This is a genomic window from Campylobacter sp. RM12637 (genome assembly GCF_020137645.1).
In the GTDB taxonomy this organism is placed as follows: Bacteria; Campylobacterota; Campylobacteria; order Campylobacterales; family Campylobacteraceae; genus Campylobacter_E.
In genome coordinates, this window is the sequence record NZ_JACGAV010000007.1 from 26,243 (window position 1) to 47,182 (window position 20,940).

A 20,940-nucleotide genomic window follows, 5' to 3' on the forward strand; every position below is an offset into this window, starting at 1 on the left:
CCTTAAATAGTTTTTAAAAATGTTATCCAAAACTTGCTAACATTTTCTTAAAATCTAAAGGAAAAATATGAAATTAAGCATAGTAATACTAGCAGCTGGTTTTGGCACTAGAATGAATAGTAATTTAGCAAAACCTTTGCATACAATTTGTGGGAAATCTTTAATTAAAATTATTATTGAAAATGCTTTGCAACTTAGTGATGATATAACTTTAATTTTACACCATCAAGCAGACGCTATAAAAGAGCATTTAAAAGATTATTCTAATTTAAAATATATATATCAAGATATGCAAAATCATAAAGGCACAGGCGGGGCTTTAATAAATTATGAGCCAAAATACGAAGAAGCGTTGATTTTAAATGCTGATATGCCTTTAATCACACAAAATAGTCTAAAAATTATAGCTAATACAAATTCTAAAATAGTTTTAAGCACTTTTAATAAATATAGTGCTAATTCTTACGGAAGAGTGATTAAAGAAAACGATAAAATAAGTAAAATTGTAGAAACAAAAGATGCAAACAATGAAGAATTAAAATGCACTTTATGTAATGCTGGAATTTATAAAATCAGTAAAGATATATTAAAAACTTACATTCCTAAGCTAAACAACAACAACGCTCAAAAAGAATATTATCTAACTGATATTATCAAAATGGCTATAGATGATAAAATAAGCGTTAGTGAATGCACCTTTGATGAGATTGAGTTTTTAGGTATTAATAATAAATTAGATTTAGAACAAGCCGAGCAAATTATGCAAAAAAGAATAAAAGATGAATTGCTTATAAATGGCGTTGTTATGCATAATAAAGATAGTATTTTCATAGAGCTTGATACACAAATTAGCAATGATTGTGAGATTGAAAGCGGAGTTGTGATTAAGGCAAATTCTATTATAAAAAGCTCAAAAATCTTAGCAAATAGCGTTATAGAAAATAGTGAGATAATTAATTCAAGCATAGGGCCAATGGCTAGAATTCGTCCAAAATGCGTTATTAAAGATAGTAAAATCGGTAATTTCGTAGAATGCAAAAATGCAAAATTAGAAGATGTAAAAGCTGGTCATTTAGCTTATTTAGGAGATTGTGAGATTAGTAGCGGTGTAAATATTGGCTGTGGTGTGATAATTTGTAATTACGATGGCAAAAACAAGCACCTAAGCAAAATCGGTAAAAATGTCTTCATAGGCTCAAACTCAAACCTAATAGCACCAATTAACATACCTAGCGATACTTTAATTGCAGCAGGTAGCACGATTAGCAATAAAGACGCTGTTAAATTAAAAGCAAAAGATTTATTTATAGAGCGTAATAAAGGCGTGATTTTTAATAATTTTAAGGATTTTTAATGAAAGTATTATTATGTGTTAGTGGAAGTATTAGCTTTTATAAAAGCTTTGAATTAATTTCTATGTTTAAAGAAGAAGGAATTAAAGTAAAAGCTTTATTAAGTGATGGGGCTTTGAAATTCGTAAATAAATTAGCTTATGAAGCATTATGCGAGAGCGTTTTAACAAGTGAGAATGAAAGCTGGGAAAATGATAAAAATCACATAATGTTTTCAAAAGATTGTGATGCTGTTGTATTTGCTCCTGCTAGTGTTAATTCAATAAATAAACTAGCTAATGGAGTTTGTGATAATGTATTTTTAAGCACCTTAATTGCTTCAAACAAACCACTAATAATAGCACCTGCAGCAAATACTAATATGTATTTAGCAAGTCAAACACAAAAAAGCTTAGAATATTTAAAGAGTTTAGGTGTAAAAATAGTAAAGCCAATTAGCAAAACCTTAGCTTGTAAAGAATTTGGAATAGGAGCTTTAGCTAATACAAAAGATATTTTTCTAGCAACTTTAAGAGAAATTTATAAAGATAAATTCTATATGGGAAAAAATATTTTAATAACAGGCGGCGGCACTCGTGAGAGCATTGATTTAGTAAGAAATATAGGAAATTATTCAAGTGGAACTATGTCAGATGCACTAGCTAAACAAGCTTATTTAAGGGGTGCAAATGTGGTGTATTTAAAGGCTAGATGTGATGAGATTAAAAATGAAAATTTCACACAATTAAGCTACGATACAAGTGCTGAATTAAAAACCTTAATGCAAGATTATAAAGAATTTGATTATTTATTTATGTGTGCTGCAGTTAGTGATTTTATCCCTATCAAACAAGAAAGAAAAATAAAAAGAGATGAATTCGATGAAGAATTTAATATCAAAATAAGACCTAATGATGATTTATTAGCTACTTTTAATTTTTCGGGTAAAAAAATCGGCTTTAAGCTAGAGTGTGATGAAAAGACTGCCTATGATAATGCAAAAAAAGCTTTAGTAAATAAAGGTTTAAGCTTATTATGTCTTAATATTTTAGGAGAACATACTCAATTTGGCTCAAGTAAAAACGAGATATTTTTCTGTGATTATTCAGGCATTAGTGAAGGGTATTTTGATACTAAAGAAAACTTAGCAAAAATTATTTTTGATAGAGTAAAAGCTGATGTTTAATGATGTTTTGCCAATTAAGTTTAAAGTAATTGATAAATTAATGTTTAATCGCTACAAATTATTAATTGGTAAAAAAGAATTAACCACAAAATCAAACATTAATTTAGAGCCAAACACTTATTATTTAGCTGAAATTTATGATAGTTTAGTCTTTAAAAATCTTCAAGCTGATAAGGTTTTTGCCTATATTGATTATGATTGTTTTGAGTTATTAAAAATCGCTTTTAGAGATGATTTTAAATACACGCTAATTAATTCATTAATCCAAACAAATCAAAAATCAGATTATGAATGCTATAAAACAATGCTTTTTGCTTTGAATGAAGATATTTTATATTTACCTTGTTTGCTTGAAGGAAAACCTATATTAATTGAATATAGAAAGAAAAAAAATGAATTAGCAATTTATTATGATGTTTTTGCTAAATTAAGCCTTTTTTTAAATGATAATAAAATATTAACTAGCTTTTCTAAGGTTCAAAAAATCTGCTTTGAATATTCGCAAAATGTAGAATTGACTACTTATAAAGATGATTTTTTTAGCCTTAGTTATAAAGGAAATTTATGAACGAGTTAAATCATTTAGCAATCATTATGGATGGTAATGGCAGATGGGCTAAAAATCAAGGTTTATTAAGAAGTTTCGGGCATAAAGCAGGTGCAAAAACTATTGAAAGATTGGTAAAAGCTTGTATTGAAGAAGGCGTTTTAGAGCTTAGTTTGTTTGCATTTTCTACCGAAAATTGGAAAAGACCTAAAGAAGAAATTGAGTTTATTTTCAAATTACTTAAAGAATACTTATCTAGCGAATTAAACAATTTTATAAAAAACGAAATTAGATTTAAAAGCTTTGGAGATATTAGTGTTCTTGATGTAGATACTAAGAATTTAATTAATGAGTTTGAAGAAAAAACTAAAAATTACTCAAGAATTATTTTTAATCTAGGCATAAATTACGGCGGAAAAGATGAGATTTTAAGAGCTTTTAAAAAATTAAAAGCAAGTGATGAAGAAATAGATGAAAATAATTTTAATAAATATTTAGATATTAAAAACAATGTTGATTTATTGATTAGAACGGGCGGACATTTTAGGATTTCAAATTTCTTACTTTGGCAATGTGCTTATGCAGAGTTTGTTTTTACCCCTACTTTGTTTCCTGATTTTAAAGAAGATGAATTAAAAGAAATTATTAAAAATTATAGAATTTGTAAAAGGAATTTCGGTGGAGTTTAGTATTTTAGTTTTTATATTTGGGCTTGTTTTTGGCTCGTTTTTAAATGTATTGATTTTAAGACTACCTGAGAGAAAAAGTGTTTTTTATCCGCCAAGTTCTTGTGGAAGCTGTAATAACAAATTGAAATTCTATCACAATATCCCTATTATTTCTTGGCTAGTTTTAGGTGGTAAATGTGGGTTTTGTAAAAGTAAAATAAGCATTCAGTATCCATTAATTGAGCTAATTGTTGGCTTTATATTTTTATATTGCATAGATATTAGTAGTTTAGAAAATCTTGCTTATTCTATTTGCTTAGCATTATCATTTAGCTTATTATTTGCACTTTGCATTATTGATGTTCGCTACCTTGCTGTGCCTAGCTTTACTTTAATGCTAACTTTGATTTTTGCTCTAATTTATACTCATTCAATAAGTAGTTTTAAAGATGCTTTAATCTTTGCAGGTGGTGCGTATTTGCTAAAATCTTTAATAGAGAGCATAATGAATGCAAAAGCAAAAAGCGATGATGAATGTATTCAAGTAATGGGCGAAGCTGATATTGAAATAATGGCATTAATTGGAGCGTTATTAGGAATTAAACTTGGTTTTGTAGCTATATTTTTAGGAGCCGTTGTAAGTTTGCCTGTTTTTATGTATCTTAGAATAAAAGGCAAGGAAAACATACAAGTTCCTTTTATACCATTTTTAAGCATAGGACTTGCTTTAGTATGGTTTTTCCCTAGCGTTGGGCAATTTTGTTTAGATTATGTGCAATGATTAAAAAATATTTATTTAGACAATTCATAGGCTCTTTTTTATCAATATTTTTAACGCTATTTTTAGTAAGCTCTATCATTGTCTTATTTCAAATAGCAAAAATTACTTCTTATATAGAATTAAGCTTATATGAATTATTTAAATTATATTCTCTTATGAGTGTAAAACTCATCATTTTTACTACTCCTATTAGCTTTTTTATTACCTGTTTTATGTGTATTCTAAGACTATCTAAAGAAAACGAAATAATTATGCTTTTTTCTCTAGGATTAAACCCTAGAAAAATAGCTAATTTTATTAGCTTTTTAGCCTTTATAGTAAGTTTGGTTTTATTAGTAATTAGCATAGTTTTAATGCCACTTAGCTTTTCTTTATATGATAATTTTATTGATTATAAAAAAGCCTTTTCTAAAATTAATCTTAAAAATGCTAATTTTGGTCAAAAATTAGGAGATTATATATATTTTGCAGATGAATTAGAGAATGGAATTTATAAAAATATTGTTTTATATTTGCCAAAAACAAATTCTAAAAACGAACAAATATTATTAGCTAATCAAGGAACAATCCTAAACGAAGATAATAAAATCACATTTAATTTAGACAATGTAATGCTATATAATTTCAAGCAAAATACAGAAATTGCAAAGATTAAAAACCTTAGCTTTAGCACCTTAATTAATTCAAAAATTACTAATATTCAATCATTTAAAGACTATTGGAAAGATTATAAAACCCCTTCAAAATCAAAAGAATTAGTAATCTATGTCCTACTTAGCCTACTTCCTATTGCAAGTGTTCATTACGCACTAGCATTTAGTATTATTAGCTCAAGGTATGAAAAAAGCCACGAGTATTTAGCTATGCTTGTGTTTTTGATAATTTATCTAGTTCCTATGATGATGTTTTTAAATTATCATTTTTATACTATTACTTTTGTATTTTTCACTTCGCTAATAATTTCTAAGATTTGCTTTAGGAAAAAGATTTTATCAAGGTATTAAATGTTTTCAACTCTTAAGATTTTTAATAAAAATATTATTATTTTAAGAGATGATTTATTAGGCGAAATTAACGGCAATAAAGCAAGAAAATTAGATATATTTAAAGACTTAAAACTCCCTTATAAACACATAATCTGCTATGGCTCAAGTCAATCAAATGCTATGCAAGCACTAGCACTCTGGACTAAAAATAATAATTATAATTTTTCTTTTGTTTGTGCTAGAAGATGCGAAATTAGTGGGAATTTAAAAAGTGCATTAGAAAATAACGCTGTGATTTATTATGCGAATAATCCTAAAGAATTTGCAAAAACTTTGCATAAAAATGATAATAATAGCTTTTTAATTAGCGAAGGTGTTTGTGAAGATTATGCTAGATTTGGCTTTTATAAAATGGCAAAAGAAATAGCAAAAATCGTAAATGAATTAGATTGTGATGTGGTATTAGCAAGTGGAACTTATACAAGTGCGATTTATCTTGAAAAATATCTAAGCACACTTTCAAATGCTAGAGTTTTTACAGCATCTTGCGTAAATGCTAATGAATATTTTGTAAAACAAATAAACAAACTTAATCCAAATTCCAAGCTAAAATTATTAAAAACTGCTAGAAAATATCATTTTGCAAATCTTTATGAAGAGCTATTTATATTAACAAAAAATATTAGCGATATTGAGTTTGATTTGCTTTATGATAGCGTTTGTCTAAAAGCAATTTATGAAAACCTTGATGAACTAAAAGAAAATATCTTATACATTCATCAAGGCGGATTAATTGGTTCTAAGAATTTAGAACTTCGTTATAATAAAAAATATAATCTCATAAATTAAAATTTCTTATTCTTAGCACCAAAGTGGCAAAGTAAAGAAAACACAATACACATAATACAAGCAAATAAAAGCATATATAAACCTGCATTCCAACCAAAAGCATCAACCATAGCACCTAAAAGCATAGTTCCTAAAGAAGCTCCTACGACATAGCTCATAAATCCACGAAGACCAACGCAAGAACCTACAGCAAAAGCAGGAACAACTTCCATAGTTTGAACACTTGCTAAAAATTGTGGCACATATACTAAACACCCAGCTGCTGCTGCAAAAAATATAGTGTAGTAAATATTATCGCTCGTAAAATATCCAATAATCATAAAAAATATTATACAAACAGCAAGAATTGCAGGTGGCATTCTATATCCTTTAAATAATCTATCAGATATAATTCCTGCTAACATTGTTGATGGAATTGCAGCCCATTCAAAAAATAAAAACGCTGTATGCATTTGCTCTTTACTAAAGCCTTTTACAGATAAAAGATAAATAGGAAGCCAATTTATCAACCCAAATCTAATCATATAAACAAAAGTATCCATCCAAGCAACATACCAAGCATTAGGGTTTTTTAGAACATATTTAACAAATATTTCTTTACTACTTAAATCAGTAGTTGAAGCTGAGTTTTTAATATCTTCTTCATAACCTCTTAATTTATTAATCTCGTTTAATTCTTTTAACCCTTCATTTTTAGGATTACCCTTAACAGCGTATAAAACATAAACACTAATTAACAAGGCTAAAATTGCTGGGACATAAAAGTGATTTACTTTCCAATAAGTAGCATTAAAATCAGCTGCAGCAATCCCTAATACAGGAGATAATATTAAAACAGATTTAGAAATAATTGGAGCTACCAAACCCCCTCCAATATTATGGCTTATATTCCAAATAGCAGTATAAATTCCTCTTTCTTTTTTAGGATACCAATTAGCTAGAGTAATAAAACTAGGTCCAACGCCCATTCCTTGAAAAACTCCAAGTGCAATAACAGCACCTACATAAGCATATAAAGCATTACAAAAGCCTAATAATACATTAATTAACGCACATAAAATAAGACCTAAAGCCATATATCTTTTTGGGTCAGCCTTATCACTTAAAGCACTCATAACGCCTTTACTAATACCATAAGCAATTAGCATAGAACCAGTAATTAAACCTATATCAGAATTATTTACTGCTAAATCAGTCTTAATTAATGGAGTAGATAGGGTAATATTATTTCTTACTAAATAATATCCCATATAACCAACAAACACACCACTTAATGAAAGTTTTCTATACTTATAATAAGTGCTTAGCAACTCATCATCTTTAATCACCCTATCCTTTTTGACAGGTCTTAAAAAAGAAATCATCTTTAATCCTTTAAATAAAATAATAGTAATTTTATTTAAAGTTGTTTTAAAATAGTATTAATTATTGAGCTATATAAAGAATAATTTTTATTTTTACAATATTAATGAATATATAGCGATAAACCTGAAAGCATAGCTATAGTTTTTAACACAATAATACTTTTATAATATGCAAGTATTGATAACATAAAAATATGTAATAGAGTAGAACATTTGTTATTTTTTATGTAATAGAGTAGAACATTTTTTTATCTACTATATTACATATTATTGTTGGATACAAAGAGTTTTATGTAATAGAGTAGAACATTTTTTATTTTTTATGTAATAGAGTAGAACATTTTTTATCTACTATATTACATATTATTGTTGGATACAAAGAGTTTTATGTAATACATTGGTGGTTTAAAGAAAAGTTTATTATATATTATTAATAACCAAAATTTTAAAGATTATAGAATTTATTTATAAAAATTATATCAATGAATTTAATAGCATAAAGCCTAGTATTAAAGAATTACTTAAGAGAGAAAAATTATAAAATGTTTAATCAATACATAGCAAAATCTTATAAAAATAAATTATTTTCATAATATATATTTTAATTGTTTTACTTTGTAATTAATGTTTTATGATGTATAAATTATAAGTGCAAAATATAATGATTTTACTTTATTATAAAAGCTAAAATTAATTGATTAAATTATCTAATTAGTATGAAAATTTTTTATTTTAAATTGTTTTAATATAAGAATATTTATTTTTAAGATTTTAAAATTAATTATATTTATAAGTATTAAATGCCTAAGAATAGGCATTTAATTAAGCTTTTATATCTACTACATTGCCGCCTAATTCAGCTATTTTATCATCTATAGCTTTTACAGCGCGTTCAATTGTAGCATTCGCAATATCAGCATATCCTTTGCTAAAACCACCTAAAGTCTTATCGGCGTCTTTAAAACCACGCATAATTCCTTCACGACCTGCTTTTAGCTTTTCAATATCATCTCCAGCACCAGCTAGAACAAAACCAGCTATTCTATCGCCAGTTTGCTTACTACCCCAATAGCCATCTTCGCTAATTAATTCTTTAGCTTTTGCAGGAGTTAAGTTTTGTAAATTCTCAAAACCATCACCTAATTTACCTAAAGTTCCAAGAAAAGTATTAAGTTGCATTTCATTTTTTGAAAAACTAAATATACTTCCTTGAGTATTAAATTGAGAAAAGCTAATTTGCATACTTTGTGCTATATAAGCATTTGTAATATCCTTACCACTAATACTACTTAAATCCCTATCTCCTAAGTCAATGCCTATATTTTTTAAATTATCTTTTATAGCATTTCTTGCATCATCTTGAGTTTTTACACTTTTTGGTAAGCCACTCGTAAAACCTGAATTACTAACAGAACCTACATTCATAATCTTCTCCTTTTAAATATAGTCTTTTTTATATCGGCTAAATAATAAATTTATTTAATTTTTTAATAAAAATAAATTTATTTTAAATAATTTAATACTAAATTTGCAAAATACTTACTAGCTAGCAGCAATACTTCATCGTTGAAATTATATTCTGGATGATGAAGATTTGCACTATCTCCGTTATTTATAAAAGCATATGTTCCTTTAACCTCATCTAAAAATGCAGAAAAGTCTTCACTACCCATTAAATGCGGGTGTTCAAACTCACATTCATCTTCACCAAAACTCTCAATCGCAGCAAGTCTTGCTAACTCGTGTGCTTCATCGTTATTGATAGTAGCTTTTATATTTTCAGCTCTTTTTACTATGGCTTTTATATTAAAAGCATTTGCTAAGTTTGTTGCTAATTCTTTAATTCTTGTATCAATAAATTCAAGCTCTTGATTGCTAAGACCTCTTACATTTATCATAACACTAGCTTCATTTGGGATTATATTAAATGCTTTTGTAGTCCCTGCTAGAAAGCCTGTAACATTTACAACGCTATCTTTTAATTCTAAAGATTTAAAAGTATATAAAGCATTTACAAAATTATTTGCAACGCTTATTGGGTCTTTGCATAAATGTGGAGCCGATGCGTGTCCGCCTAAGCCTATAAAATCTACTTTATAAGCACTTACACCTGCCATCATTACGCCTTTTTTCATAAAGAATTTCTTATTTTCATAGCCTTTCATCTGTGAAATTGGCATATTATGAATTCCATAAATATAATCAACCTTAAAGCGTTCTAAAACTCCATCTTTTATCATTCTCATAGCACCGCTTAGCATTTCATTATCACAACATTCTTCAGCAGGTTGAAAAAATAAATTAAGAGTTCCATTAAAATTAGCACTTGCTAAATACTTAGCAGCCATTAATAATCCTGCCGTATGCCCATCGTGTCCGCAAGCGTGCATACAGCCATTCTTACTAGCATAATCAAGTCCTGTGCATTCTTCTATACTAAGTGCATCCATATCAGCTCTAAGACCTATGCTTTTAGTAGAATTTCCTTTCTTTAATACTCCTACAACACCCGTTTTTCCTATGCCTTCATAAACTTCATAACCAAATTCTTTTAGTTTATTTGCAACTAATTTTGCGGTATTAAACTCATTAAATCCTAGCTCTGGATTTGCGTGTATGCTATGTCTTAACTCTATAAATTCTTTATGTAAATTATTTAATTCTTTCATTAATAATACACCTTATTTTCTTTTAAAAAGCTTCTTAAATCTTCGTATTCGCTATTGGTTAAAAATCTATATTTTTTAGGCTTTAACACACCCAAATCAACCCTACCAAAAGCAACCCTTTTAAGTTCCACTACTTCTAAATCAAATTCAGCAAAAAAGCGTCTTAATTCTCTATTTTTGCCTTCATCAATAATAACTCTTAGTTTTGTATATCCACCACTACTTCCAAAAATCTCATATTCTAAAAAAGGCTTTAGACTAAGATTTGTGATTTTGCTTTTTGGGTGTGCTCCTTTTAAGCTATTTACAATCTCAAGTCCATTTTCCATAGCATTGATTACTTCTTTTGTGATAGTTCCTTTAATTTTTAAGTAATATTCACGCTCTAAGTTACTTTGCATTAAAAAATCAGCTATTACAGGACTATCTACTAATAAAAGTATGCCAGTTGATGAAAAATCTAATCTTCCAACAGGATTAAAATGTCTAAAATCTCTTGGCAAATTATCATATATCAAGGCTCTTCCACGCTCATCTTTATGGCTTACTAATTCTCCTTTATCTTTATGATATACGATGACGCTAAATTCACTTTTTTTATAAATTCTTTTACCTTTTACAAAGACCTTATCATCAACTCCAACTTCACTCCAGTCTTCTAAGCAAACTTTGTTATTAATCTTTACTAAGCCTTCTTTTATTAATTTGTCAGCTTCTTTTCTTGAATACTTGCTATTGTGTGCTATAAATTTATTAAGTCTCATCACTCATCCAATAATTGTAATAATCCTATTATTTTTTCATTCTCAAGAACTACTAAAATTGATATTTTGTTTTCTTTCATATAAGAAAACGCCTTATGTGCTAAAACTGATTTTTCTATGGTTTTAGGATTTTTACTAGCATATTCTAAGGCTAATTGTTCTAAAGAAAAATCATCCTTAGCCATAGCTCTTCTTAAATCCCCATCACTTAAAAATCCAACTAATTTTTCATTATCAACCAATAAAGCACAACCAAAACTTGCCTTGCTCATACAAATAATAGCGTCTTTTAAACTAGCATTTTTGCTTATTATCGGTAGATTGTTTTTATGCATTAAATCACTAACTTTTACATAATACTTTTTACCTAATGCTCCACCTGGATGATTTATACCAAAATCACTAACGCTAAAATCTTTTAAATTAATAACACAAGCTAAAAGCGCATCAGCTAAAGCTAGAGTTAGAGTAGTTGAGCTAGTAGGTGCTGGTAGATTTGTGATTGCTTCATTACAATTTGTAGCAATATTGAAACTACAAGCATTTGCTAATGGAGAATTGCTTTGAGAAATGCTAATTAAAGTAGCATTTCTATCATTTAAAAATGGTAATATTTTTAACACTTCTTCGCTTTTACCACTAAAAGAAATTAAAATCACCACATCATCTTTACAAATATTTCCTAAATCTCCGTGCATTAACTCACTAGCATGAATAAAAAATGACCTTACCCCACAACTAGCAAACGAAGCTGCAATTTTGCGTCCAACGATACCACTTTTACCAACTCCAACAATGATTAAATTCCCTTTGCATTCGCTAATTATCTTAGCAACTTCACAAAAACTCTCATCTAAAGAATTTGACGCTTCTTCTAAAGCGAAGGCTTCTCGCTTTAGAATGTTTTTTGCAATTTCTAGCATATTTTATCCTTAATGAATATTTAATAATAAATACGGATATTTTTTATATTTTTTGAAAAAATACTTCTTAAGTGCATTTCTTAGTGCTGGTTCAAATGCCTTTTTATCCTTTAATAAAGTATCTTTTGCATCAGCTATAAATAATTTAATATAATTGCTAACATCAGTTGCAAAATCTTGAGCTAGTTTATTTGATACTAAACCAAAATTGATTATATGTGCGTGATTTAGTGTCCTTGCACCCATATTAATATGAAGATTAAGCTGCACTATTCCATGCTCTGCAAGATTTTTTCTAGTATTTAATAAATCATCATGCACTTCTCTATCTACTTGATTATCTATATAAGTTTTACCTGTTTTAACGGTTTTTAATCTTCTTAATTTATTCCAGCTAATCTCCATTTGATCGCCGTTATTTAATAAATATATATTTTTTTCATTCACACCACAAGCAATTGCACTAGCTTTGTGCTTACTAATATGAGAATACTCTCCATGCACAGGCAAGAAATATTTAGGTTTTACAAGTCTTAAGATTAGCTTTTGCTCTTCACTTGCTGCATGACCGCTTACATGAATTTCGCTAAATTCTTGATAAGCAACACTTGCTCCATGACGCATTAATAAATCAATTACACCTGATACACTTGCTTCATTACCAGGAATTGCTTTAGCGCTTATAATTACTTGATCATTAGGCTTAATTTTTACATGTTTGTGTTCGCTTGTAGCCATTCTATATAATGCACTCATACTCTCACCTTGTGAGCCTGTAGTTACTATTAATATCTCTTCATCAGGATATTTATCAAGCTCATCAGCACTTATAAAAATCTTTTTATCAAATTTTAAATATCCAAGCTCAATTGCTGTAAATAGGTTTCTTTCCATAGAACGACCTATAATACAAACTTTTCTATTATATACAAGTGCGTGTGTGATTGCTTGATGGATTCTGTGAATGTTTGAGCTAAATGTGCTCATAATCACACGACCTTTGCATCTTGAATAAATCAAATCAAAAGTCCCACCAACGGTGCTTTCGCTCTTAGTTACACCTTCGCGGTAACTATTAGTACTATCGCTAAATAAACATAAAACACCTTTTTCGCCATAATAAGCTAAACGATGTAAATCACTAGCATAACCATCTATTGGAGTATGATCAATCTTAAAATCTCCCGTATGAATAATAGTTCCAGCAGGAGTATTTATAGCTAATGCACAGCTATCTATAATACTATGAGTTATATGCATAAACTCAACTTTAAAAGAGCCAATTTCATAAATTTGTCTTTTTGTAATTGGTCTAAATAATTTGCATTTATCTTTAAGCCCGTGTTCGCTAAATTTATTTGAAATCATTCCAAGTGGAAGCGGCGTAGCATAAATCGGAAAATCAAATTCTTTATAAAAATAAGGCATTGCACCGATATGATCTTCGTGAGCGTGAGTGATAAGAACAGCTTTTACTTTGTCTTTTATCTTTCTAACATAAGAAAAATCAGGAACTACAATATCAACACCTAAAGTATCAGCATCAGGAAAGCTCATTCCAACATCAATAATAATAGCTTCATCTTCATACTCAATTACGCTCATATTTCCACCAATAGCACCAAGTCCGCCTAATGGAGTAAATTTAACACTTGCATTACCTTTGTAATTTATCCAAGGATATAGCCTTTTTTCTTGAGCTTTTTCGTTTTCTTTCATCGATTCAGCTAAGGCTTTTTGCCAATCTAAATCACCTTTTAAAGAAGCTGGTAAGATTTTTTTCTTACGCTTTTTTTTCTTTTTAGCTTTTTTATCGTCAATTTCTTCTTCTAATTCTTCTAAAAGTTCATCTTCGTTTTCAGCGTTTTCATAACTTCTTGCTACTTTTGTTTTTTCTAAATCTTCAATATTCATTTTCATCCTTTAGTAATTTAAAAAGTTCTAAGAATGATTTAACAGATATTTCATGAGCTCTTTTGTTTTCATCAATTTCTAGCTTATCTAATGCTTGTTTTACCTTTGTTTTATTTGAAAATGAACTAAGCATTTTTTTTCTTGGTTGATTAAAGGCTATCTTGATAAAAGAATTAAAAGCTTTTAAATCTTTTTTATCCAACAAACTAGGCTTTTTAATAAGCTTAATTACACTAGAATTTACTTTTGGCATAGGAGTGAATGCACTAGGTGGCACTTCACAAACATTAACTTTATCACAAAGTAAATCCGTAATAACACTTAAAGCACAATAATCAATCCCAAAAAATCTATCTGCTAATTCTTTTTGAATCATCACAAGCATACCTATGCAGTTATCATCAAATAAAGCATTTATAATAATTTGAGAACTAATATAATACGGCAAATTAGCACATATAAAATAAGGCTCATCGCTAATTTTTACATTCATAACATCAGCATTTATTAGCGTAAAATCTCCACTTAAAATCTCTTTATTAAAACGCTCGTTTAAAATAGGAATTAAACTATCATCTATTTCAAAACTTGTTAATTTAAAACCGCTTTTAAGTATTGGAGCAGTTAAATCACCTAAGCCAGGCCCAATTTCAATTAATTTTGCTTTTAAATCTTTGGGTATCGCTTGGATGATCTGCTGTTTTACTAACTCATCTTTTAAAAAATTTTGTCCGAATTTCTTTTTTGCCTTAATCATTTGGGGAGTATATGAAAAAATATTTAATGTATAGAAAAATTATTTTGAAATTCCTATTTCAAATTCTCAAACAAAAAAATAATAAAAAGTGGGAAATTTAAAATGGTGGTTAGAGGCAGAATCGAACTGCCGACACGCAGATTTTCAGTCTGCTGCTCTACCGACTGAGCTATCCAACCACCGAAGTAAAAGCCGTTATTATATATGATAATTCTTAAATTATGCTTAAATTTTTTCTAATGCGAAAATTTGTTGTTTTAAAAACGAATAATTAAGTATTGAAAGTATAAAAACTACAATACTAGCAATACTTAAAAATGAAATTCCTGTTTCAAATTCTTGAAAAAATAAAATTATCAAACATAAAATCATTACTAAAAAACTAAGACTTATCGCTTTTATTTGTCTTTTTTTAGCCTTATCAAAATTATTTTCATTTTGATTTTTAAATAAAATCACTCTATCAATAGCAACTACAAAATAAGTATTTTCGCAATTTTTTAATTCATCTTGGATTATAAATTCTTTATTTTTATAAAGTAATTTATTATTTTTCACACTATACTCACTTGTAATTAAAGCACTTTTTGCAAGTCTTAAAAAGCTAAACATCTAAATCTTTCATATATTTTATAAACAAATCCCCACGCTCAGCATAAGAACTAAACTCATCTAAACTAGCACACGCAGGACTTAATAATGCTATTTCTTTAGTTGTTAAATCTTTATAAATCATACTTACAGCTTCTTTTAGATTGGTTCTAATTGGGTTTAATCCGTGCTTTTTAGCAATATCGCTAAAATCGCTCTTGCCTATTAAATAAAGCTTTATATTTTTATCTAATTTTGAGAAAAACTCATTTAAATCTTGACCTTTAGCATCTCCACCAGCAATTAAATGTAAAGGCTCTTTAAAACTATTAATAGCAGCAAGTGCAGCTGAAATATTAGTAGCCTTGCTATCATCAATCCAAATTCTATCTTTGCTATCTTTAAAAATCTCAACTCTATGACGACCAATTTTAAACTTAGATATTTTTTCATATTCAATTTTGCCACTAATAATCTTACAAGCAGCCAACGCTAAACACGCATCTAATAAAAACGGCTCATTGTAATTTAATCTAGCTAAATCAATATCAAAAAGTTTAGCTAAATCACTAGAATTCTCATAAAAATATTTAATACAATTTGCACTCTTTAAATACTCTTCATATTTTTTAGGCACAATAATACTTGCTGTTTTATTCATTCTAAAAATTAAATCAAGTTTTGCTTTTTCATAATTATTAAAGCTTCCATGCCAAGAAATATGATCATCACAAATAGGTAATAATACATAAAGCTCAGGTCTTGCAACCTTAGTATAATGAAGGGCAAAAGAGCTCATCTCAAGGACAACTAAAGGTGCTTTAAGATTCATTAATGCAATTGGTTTTCCTATATTTGCTCCTGCTTCAATATTAAGCAAATAAGAAATCATTTCCGTTGTAGTAGTCTTACCATTAGTCCCACTAACCCAAATACTAAGCCCTAAAGCTTCGTTATAAAAATCAATCTCACTTGTTAAATTCTTAGCACTTTTACATAAAATATGATTAGGCGCAATTCCAGGACTAACTACTTCTATGCTACTTTTATCAGGATTAAAATAGCTTGTAGGTAAAAGCTTATTACCAAATTCATCTTCACTACAAACGCTAAATTTATCATCATATATATACCATTCACCCTTTTTATAAGTGCTTGTAATCGCCTTAGCAACATTTCCATATCCAAACATTGATAACATAAAACTCACCTTAATTTAATAGTAATTAACGCTAAAACATTGCAAATAAATGCAATTAGCCAAAACCTAACTATGATTTTATTTTCACTCCAACCAATTTGCTCAAAATGATGATGAATTGGAGCCATTTTGAAAATCCTTTTATGAAATATTTTAAAACTTCCAACTTGTAAAATAACGCTAATAGTCTCAAGAACAAAAACAAAACCTATTAAAATTAATAAAATCTCATTTTTTGAAATTATCGCTAAATATCCAACAATAGCTCCTAATGTAAGAGAACCGCTATCTCCCATAAATACTTGTGCTGGATGGCAGTTATACCATAAAAATCCTAGTAAAGCACCAATTAATGCAAGTGCAATCACAACGCATTCTTCACTCCCGCTTACTCTAGGTAACAATAAATAATTAGCATAAACAGCATTTGAGCTAAGATATAAAAACACTGATAATGTAAATAGTGAAAACACACTAGGCACACAAGCAAGTCCATCAAGTCCATCAGTTAGATTAATAGCATTTGAGCTAGAAATTAACACCAATACCCAAAATAATAAAGCAAAATACTTCATATCAATTATAGGATATTTATAAAATGGGACAAAAAGTTCTGTGCTAAAATTCCCATATATCATAATAGGTAATATTGTTATTAAAGATGCAATTAACATTAAAATCATTTTAGAGCGTGGTTTTAACCCAGCTTTATTTGCCTTTTTTAATACCTTGCCTAAATCATCAATTATTCCAATAGCACCAAAACAAACAATACACAAAATCGCACTAAAACTATAAACATTAAATGTAGTAAAAACAAGACTAGATAATAAAGCAGCACAAATAAAAACAACCCCACCCATTGTAGGAGTATTAGATTTTTTTTGATGATTTAGTGGTGCATCACTTAAAATTGGCTGATTAGCCCCTACACTCTTTGCCCAAGAAATAAAAAGTGGCATAATAATTAATGTAATAATAAACGATAATAAAAACGCTAAAAAAGCCCTAACGCTAATGTAAGAAAATAAGTTTATATCAAGGTTAAACATTTTTGTTCCTAATAAATTTATAAAAAAGGCAAATATTATAATAAAATTATAAATTTTTAGAGTATTATTTCTCTTTTAACCAATATAAGGAGTTTATATGTTAAATCCAGTTCTAACAATTGCAGGAAGTGATTGCAGTGGTGGTAGCGGACTTGAAGCTGATTTAAAAACCTTTACTATGCATAAAACTTTTGGAATGGCAGTAGTTTTAGGAGTATATGCTGTAAATACTCAAGGAGTTTATGGTGCTTGTGTTATGAATGAAGATATTGTATCGGCTCAATTTGATGCAGTATTTAAAGATATTCCACCAAAAGCACTAAAAACAGGATTAATGGGGGATGCTAATTTAATAAGATTAACTATTGAAAAATTTAAAGAATATAAACCTAAAAATATAGTAATTGACCCTGTTATGTTTGCTAAAAGTGGTTTTAGATTAATAGGAGATGAAGATTTTAAGCTTTATGTAAATGAGTTTATCAAATTCGCTGATATTTTAACGCCTAACAAATTAGAAGCCGAACTTTTATGTGGATTTGAGATTAATTCTAAAGAAAAACTAAAAGATGCTGCTAAAAAATTAATAGACTTAGGTGCTAAAAGCGTGATTGCTAAAGGTGGAAAATATTTTGATTTAGCGATAGATTATTTTTATGATGGAAAAGACTTTTACGAGCTTTACGGCAAACCTTTAAATACCACAAACGATCACGGAGCAGGATGTACTTTAAGTGCTTCTATAGCTGCTAATTTAGCTAATGGACTTTCTAAACTACAAGCTGTAAAAGATGCTAAATTATATACACAAAATGCAATGGAATTTGCTCCAAACTTAGGAAGTGGCAGAGGCCCATTAAATCATATGTTTAATTTATAAAAAGGCAAAATATATAATTTTGCCTAAAACTTATATCCAAAACCAATCTTAAAAAAATAAGAATTAAATTCTTTAAAAAACTGCTTACTTAAATCAATATCCAAACTTAAACTATCATTTAATAAATACTTAGTTTGTATTCCAAGCTCAAAACTATTAAGATTTTTAAAATATAGATTTTCTTTAGAATATCCATCACTTATAATAAGCAATTTATCCTTGCTTAAGCTTTTAAAATAATTACTATTTAGCGAAAATGCAAAATCATTGTTAAGGTATTCTAAAGCAAAACCTAATTTTAAAAAGCAATTATTTTGCCTTTTAAATAAAGCTTTTATATATTCATTTTTATATTTTGTCTTTGGTAAGTATTCAAAAACAAAAGCAATATTTGGCTTATATACAAAATAATTTTCATAACTTAATCCAAATTCTACTTTTGAATTAACGCTAAAATAATCTTTATTTATAATCCCTAAATCATCAAGATTTATCGCAACTTCGTGCTCATTGTATTTAAAATCAGTATTTATATAAAAATTATCAAAATTAAAATTAGCATAAAATCCGCCGCCATAGATTTTATGATTTTTGCTTTCATTATTTAAGCTATATAAAAATAATCCTAAATTATTATAAAAATAATTATATTCATTAGATTTATTTATTTTTATTAGATTTAGCCAATAATTTATATCATTTATATCCCCACTTAAATACTCATAATCTAAATAATCAAACCTTTTGCTATCAAAATTTAATCTTGAAATAGAATAATTTAATAAATCTTCTTTATAGAATTTATTTTTTATATTATTAATTAGCTTTTTATCCACACCAATTTTTGCAATATCAGGATTTTTTGCTGTAATTTTATTTATTGCATTATTTTCTAAATTCTTTTTATATTTATCATCAAATAATTCATTAATATCGCTAATATTTAAAGAGTTAAAATCCCCTATCCCAAGCAAAAAAGCTCCATTTTGCTCTTTTTTTACTATTACTTCTTTATCAAAACCAAAAACACTAAAGCCTTTTATAGTATATACAGCAAAATCTTTACTTAAATCCTTACTACTCCTTGCTAAAAGTAAAGGAAAAAATCCTAAATTATTTTGATAATTTACAATTTTTATATCATTATTTACGCCTTTTATCTCTTCATCAACGACAATAGCCCCACTAAAACCATCATTAAAATAAAGAACAAAATTATTATTATTAGCTTCTAGTGTTTTAGCTCTAAAACCACCATAAATTGATGAAGAATTTAAAATCAAATTATCAAAAATCATATTTTTTGAATTAATTGTAGAATTATTGATTTTCGCATTTTTTACTTTTAATTCTTCATTAGCTAAATTACTATAAGCAATCTCAATATCCCCACCTAAAATATCAGCATTAATAGCAGATGCGTTAGCATAAAAATACGCATTATCGCTTTGAGTAATGGTATTATTAAAAGTAGATTTATAACTTGTAAAAAATCCACTATTATTTATCTTTTCAAAACTAGAATAAATACTATCTACATTTAAAGTATTTTCTAATTGATTTTTAAACTTAAAATTGCTTCCTACTAAATCACCATTATTAATAACCCTATCATTAAAGGTAATATCATTTCCAATAACCCAGCCATTAATATCATTATCTAATTCTTTATTAAAAGTAGTAATATCACCTAAAATCATACCATCATTATAAGTATTTGCAAAAGTTAAATTCTCTCCAGAAATAGTGCTATTTTGATTATTTTTTAGATTATTTTTAAATTCTAAAAAATCCCCATTGATAGTATCATTATTGATTACTTCGCCAATAAATTCTGCATTATTTACATCCATAACAGCATTATTAATCACTTCATTAAAACTAGCTTTATTATCTATAAAAATATATGAATTATTTTCTAAAGTTGATTTAAATGATAAATTATTTCCAGATATAAGCCCATCAGTATCATTTAAAACATCTCCATTAAAAGTATTGTTATCTCCAAAAATCCAGCCTTCTTGAAAGTTAATAAAATCATAAAAAATATTATCATCTCCATAAATTAAGCCATAATTTTGCATATTAAAAAAATTATTATGATTAGCTTCTATCATTCCATCATATAGATTAAAAAACTCTTGATTTGTAGTAGTATTGGTGCTTAAGAAATATCCATTATTAACAAACATTTGAATATTATGAAATGAGCCTTCAAAAAATCCACCATTATACACCTCGTTAAAAGTAGAAAAATTACCACTTAAAGTAGCACCAAAATTATTATTAAAAACACCAGAAAATTGATTTTTATCACTATTTATGACGCCTTCATTATCTATATCTTCATTTGTAATTATCTGATTTGAAATCACTTCATTTTCATTGATAATTAAAGCATTTAAAAAAGTTAAACTAAATAAAAATAACAAATATTTTTTAAACAATATAAACCTTTATATAAAAATAATTTTTAA

19 protein-coding genes and 1 tRNA gene are annotated in these 20,940 nt (G+C 27.6%); 8 read left to right on the top strand and 12 right to left on the bottom strand.

Going from position 1 to position 20,940, the window contains the following annotated elements; all coding sequences use genetic code 11:
• The first annotated feature begins 67 nt into the window (after window positions 1-67).
• The 7 genes from glmU to AVBRAN12637_RS05095 are packed head-to-tail and all read left to right on the top strand — an operon-like array spanning window position 68 to window position 6,348.
• Window positions 68-1,354 (top strand): bifunctional UDP-N-acetylglucosamine diphosphorylase/glucosamine-1-phosphate N-acetyltransferase GlmU, encoded by a 1,287-nt coding sequence (gene glmU, locus AVBRAN12637_RS05065; RefSeq protein ID WP_336615450.1) that lies wholly within the window; start codon window positions 68-70, stop codon window positions 1,352-1,354.
• The gene (coaBC, locus tag AVBRAN12637_RS05070; RefSeq protein ID WP_214120377.1) at window positions 1,354-2,517 is read left to right on the top strand and encodes a bifunctional phosphopantothenoylcysteine decarboxylase/phosphopantothenate--cysteine ligase CoaBC; all 1,164 of its coding nucleotides are present in this window, start codon (window positions 1,354-1,356) and stop codon (window positions 2,515-2,517) included. The genes glmU and coaBC overlap by 1 nt, the downstream gene beginning before the upstream one ends.
• A complete protein-coding gene (locus AVBRAN12637_RS05075; RefSeq protein ID WP_214117337.1) occupies window positions 2,510-3,085 on the top strand; it encodes a hypothetical protein in 576 nt (191 codons plus the stop codon). The genes coaBC and AVBRAN12637_RS05075 overlap by 8 nt, the downstream gene beginning before the upstream one ends.
• A complete protein-coding gene (gene uppS, locus AVBRAN12637_RS05080) occupies window positions 3,082-3,753 on the top strand; it encodes a polyprenyl diphosphate synthase (RefSeq protein ID WP_214149817.1) in 672 nt (223 codons plus the stop codon). Before AVBRAN12637_RS05075 ends, uppS begins: the two co-directional genes overlap by 4 nt.
• On the top strand, window positions 3,743-4,513 hold the full coding sequence (locus AVBRAN12637_RS05085; protein ID WP_214149818.1) for a prepilin peptidase: 771 nt from the start codon (window positions 3,743-3,745) through the stop codon (window positions 4,511-4,513). The genes uppS and AVBRAN12637_RS05085 overlap by 11 nt, the downstream gene beginning before the upstream one ends.
• Entirely contained in the window at window positions 4,492-5,517 is a 1,026-nt protein-coding gene (locus AVBRAN12637_RS05090; protein WP_214117340.1) for an LptF/LptG family permease, read from the top strand. The genes AVBRAN12637_RS05085 and AVBRAN12637_RS05090 overlap by 22 nt, the downstream gene beginning before the upstream one ends.
• Window positions 5,518-6,348: a 1-aminocyclopropane-1-carboxylate deaminase gene (locus tag AVBRAN12637_RS05095; RefSeq protein WP_336615451.1), complete on the top strand. Its 831-nt coding sequence runs from the start codon at window positions 5,518-5,520 to the stop codon at window positions 6,346-6,348.
• Here AVBRAN12637_RS05095 and AVBRAN12637_RS05100 read toward each other — a convergent pair.
• The 11 genes from AVBRAN12637_RS05100 to mraY all read right to left on the bottom strand — a co-directional run bounded on the left by AVBRAN12637_RS05100 (window position 6,345) and on the right by mraY (window position 17,583).
• Window positions 6,345-7,712 carry an MFS transporter gene (locus AVBRAN12637_RS05100; protein ID WP_214117342.1) on the bottom strand — a complete coding sequence of 456 codons (1,368 nt, stop codon included), beginning with the start codon at window positions 7,710-7,712 and terminating at the stop codon, window positions 6,345-6,347. The two genes, AVBRAN12637_RS05095 and AVBRAN12637_RS05100, sit on opposite strands and share 4 nt — an antisense overlap.
• 822 nt (window positions 7,713-8,534) lie before the next feature.
• On the bottom strand, window positions 8,535-9,137 hold the full coding sequence (locus AVBRAN12637_RS05105; protein WP_214117343.1) for a hydrogenase-4 component G: 603 nt from the start codon (window positions 9,135-9,137) through the stop codon (window positions 8,535-8,537).
• A gap of 77 nt (window positions 9,138-9,214) precedes the next feature.
• On the bottom strand, window positions 9,215-10,381 hold the full coding sequence (locus AVBRAN12637_RS05110) for an amidohydrolase (RefSeq protein WP_214117344.1): 1,167 nt from the start codon (window positions 10,379-10,381) through the stop codon (window positions 9,215-9,217).
• Window positions 10,381-11,145, bottom strand: coding sequence for a pseudouridine synthase (locus AVBRAN12637_RS05115; protein ID WP_214117345.1), 765 nt, complete (start codon window positions 11,143-11,145; stop codon window positions 10,381-10,383). The genes AVBRAN12637_RS05110 and AVBRAN12637_RS05115 overlap by 1 nt, the downstream gene beginning before the upstream one ends.
• Entirely contained in the window at window positions 11,145-12,068 is a 924-nt protein-coding gene (locus AVBRAN12637_RS05120; protein ID WP_214117346.1) for a KpsF/GutQ family sugar-phosphate isomerase, read from the bottom strand. Before AVBRAN12637_RS05120 ends, AVBRAN12637_RS05115 begins: the two co-directional genes overlap by 1 nt.
• A gap of 9 nt (window positions 12,069-12,077) precedes the next feature.
• Window positions 12,078-13,982 (bottom strand): ribonuclease J, encoded by a 1,905-nt coding sequence (locus AVBRAN12637_RS05125; protein WP_250325130.1) that lies wholly within the window; start codon window positions 13,980-13,982, stop codon window positions 12,078-12,080.
• Window positions 13,972-14,739 carry a 16S rRNA (adenine(1518)-N(6)/adenine(1519)-N(6))-dimethyltransferase RsmA gene (gene rsmA, locus AVBRAN12637_RS05130; RefSeq protein WP_214117348.1) on the bottom strand — a complete coding sequence of 256 codons (768 nt, stop codon included), beginning with the start codon at window positions 14,737-14,739 and terminating at the stop codon, window positions 13,972-13,974. The genes AVBRAN12637_RS05125 and rsmA overlap by 11 nt, the downstream gene beginning before the upstream one ends.
• A 103-nt stretch (window positions 14,740-14,842) precedes the next feature.
• Window positions 14,843-14,918: transfer RNA gene (locus AVBRAN12637_RS05135), tRNA-Phe, on the bottom strand.
• Window positions 14,919-14,964: 46 nt separating this feature from the next.
• On the bottom strand, window positions 14,965-15,351 hold the full coding sequence (locus AVBRAN12637_RS05140) for a hypothetical protein (RefSeq protein WP_336608394.1): 387 nt from the start codon (window positions 15,349-15,351) through the stop codon (window positions 14,965-14,967).
• Window positions 15,344-16,531 (bottom strand): UDP-N-acetylmuramoyl-L-alanine--D-glutamate ligase, encoded by a 1,188-nt coding sequence (gene murD / locus AVBRAN12637_RS05145; RefSeq protein WP_239802990.1) that lies wholly within the window; start codon window positions 16,529-16,531, stop codon window positions 15,344-15,346. The genes AVBRAN12637_RS05140 and murD overlap by 8 nt, the downstream gene beginning before the upstream one ends.
• A 5-nt stretch (window positions 16,532-16,536) precedes the next feature.
• The gene (gene mraY, locus AVBRAN12637_RS05150) at window positions 16,537-17,583 is read right to left on the bottom strand and encodes a phospho-N-acetylmuramoyl-pentapeptide-transferase (protein ID WP_214117351.1); all 1,047 of its coding nucleotides are present in this window, start codon (window positions 17,581-17,583) and stop codon (window positions 16,537-16,539) included.
• 97 nt (window positions 17,584-17,680) lie between these two features.
• Here mraY and thiD point away from each other — a divergent pair, with 97 nt between their 5' ends.
• Window positions 17,681-18,463: a bifunctional hydroxymethylpyrimidine kinase/phosphomethylpyrimidine kinase gene (gene thiD / locus AVBRAN12637_RS05155; protein WP_214117352.1), complete on the top strand. Its 783-nt coding sequence runs from the start codon at window positions 17,681-17,683 to the stop codon at window positions 18,461-18,463.
• Between the two features lie 23 nt (window positions 18,464-18,486).
• Here the strand turns inward: thiD and AVBRAN12637_RS05160 are convergent, their stop codons facing one another.
• Window positions 18,487-20,910, bottom strand: a complete 2,424-nt coding sequence (locus tag AVBRAN12637_RS05160) for a hypothetical protein (protein WP_336608395.1) — start codon at window positions 20,908-20,910, stop codon at window positions 18,487-18,489.
• Between the last annotated feature and the right edge of the window lie 30 nt (window positions 20,911-20,940).

What these genes read in the sequence shown, in the direction of transcription:
- glmU (WP_336615450.1), top strand. Translation starts at nt 68, where the DNA reads ATGAAATTAAGCATAGTAATACTAGCAGCTGGTTTTGGCACTAGAATG.
- coaBC (WP_214120377.1), top strand. Translation starts at nt 1,354, where the DNA reads ATGAAAGTATTATTATGTGTTAGTGGAAGTATTAGCTTTTATAAAAGC.
- AVBRAN12637_RS05075 (WP_214117337.1), top strand. Translation starts at nt 2,510, where the DNA reads ATGTTTAATGATGTTTTGCCAATTAAGTTTAAAGTAATTGATAAATTA.
- uppS (WP_214149817.1), top strand. Translation starts at nt 3,082, where the DNA reads ATGAACGAGTTAAATCATTTAGCAATCATTATGGATGGTAATGGCAGA.
- AVBRAN12637_RS05095 (WP_336615451.1), top strand. Translation starts at nt 5,518, where the DNA reads ATGTTTTCAACTCTTAAGATTTTTAATAAAAATATTATTATTTTAAGA.
- AVBRAN12637_RS05100 (WP_214117342.1), bottom strand. Translation starts at nt 7,712, where the DNA reads ATGATTTCTTTTTTAAGACCTGTCAAAAAGGATAGGGTGATTAAAGAT.
- AVBRAN12637_RS05105 (WP_214117343.1), bottom strand. Translation starts at nt 9,137, where the DNA reads ATGAATGTAGGTTCTGTTAGTAATTCAGGTTTTACGAGTGGCTTACCA.
- AVBRAN12637_RS05110 (WP_214117344.1), bottom strand. Translation starts at nt 10,381, where the DNA reads ATGAAAGAATTAAATAATTTACATAAAGAATTTATAGAGTTAAGACAT.
- AVBRAN12637_RS05115 (WP_214117345.1), bottom strand. Translation starts at nt 11,145, where the DNA reads ATGAGACTTAATAAATTTATAGCACACAATAGCAAGTATTCAAGAAAA.
- AVBRAN12637_RS05120 (WP_214117346.1), bottom strand. Translation starts at nt 12,068, where the DNA reads ATGCTAGAAATTGCAAAAAACATTCTAAAGCGAGAAGCCTTCGCTTTA.
- AVBRAN12637_RS05125 (WP_250325130.1), bottom strand. Translation starts at nt 13,982, where the DNA reads ATGAATATTGAAGATTTAGAAAAAACAAAAGTAGCAAGAAGTTATGAA.
- rsmA (WP_214117348.1), bottom strand. Translation starts at nt 14,739, where the DNA reads ATGATTAAGGCAAAAAAGAAATTCGGACAAAATTTTTTAAAAGATGAG.
- AVBRAN12637_RS05140 (WP_336608394.1), bottom strand. Translation starts at nt 15,351, where the DNA reads ATGTTTAGCTTTTTAAGACTTGCAAAAAGTGCTTTAATTACAAGTGAG.
- murD (WP_239802990.1), bottom strand. Translation starts at nt 16,531, where the DNA reads ATGTTATCAATGTTTGGATATGGAAATGTTGCTAAGGCGATTACAAGC.
- mraY (WP_214117351.1), bottom strand. Translation starts at nt 17,583, where the DNA reads ATGTTTAACCTTGATATAAACTTATTTTCTTACATTAGCGTTAGGGCT.
- thiD (WP_214117352.1), top strand. Translation starts at nt 17,681, where the DNA reads ATGTTAAATCCAGTTCTAACAATTGCAGGAAGTGATTGCAGTGGTGGT.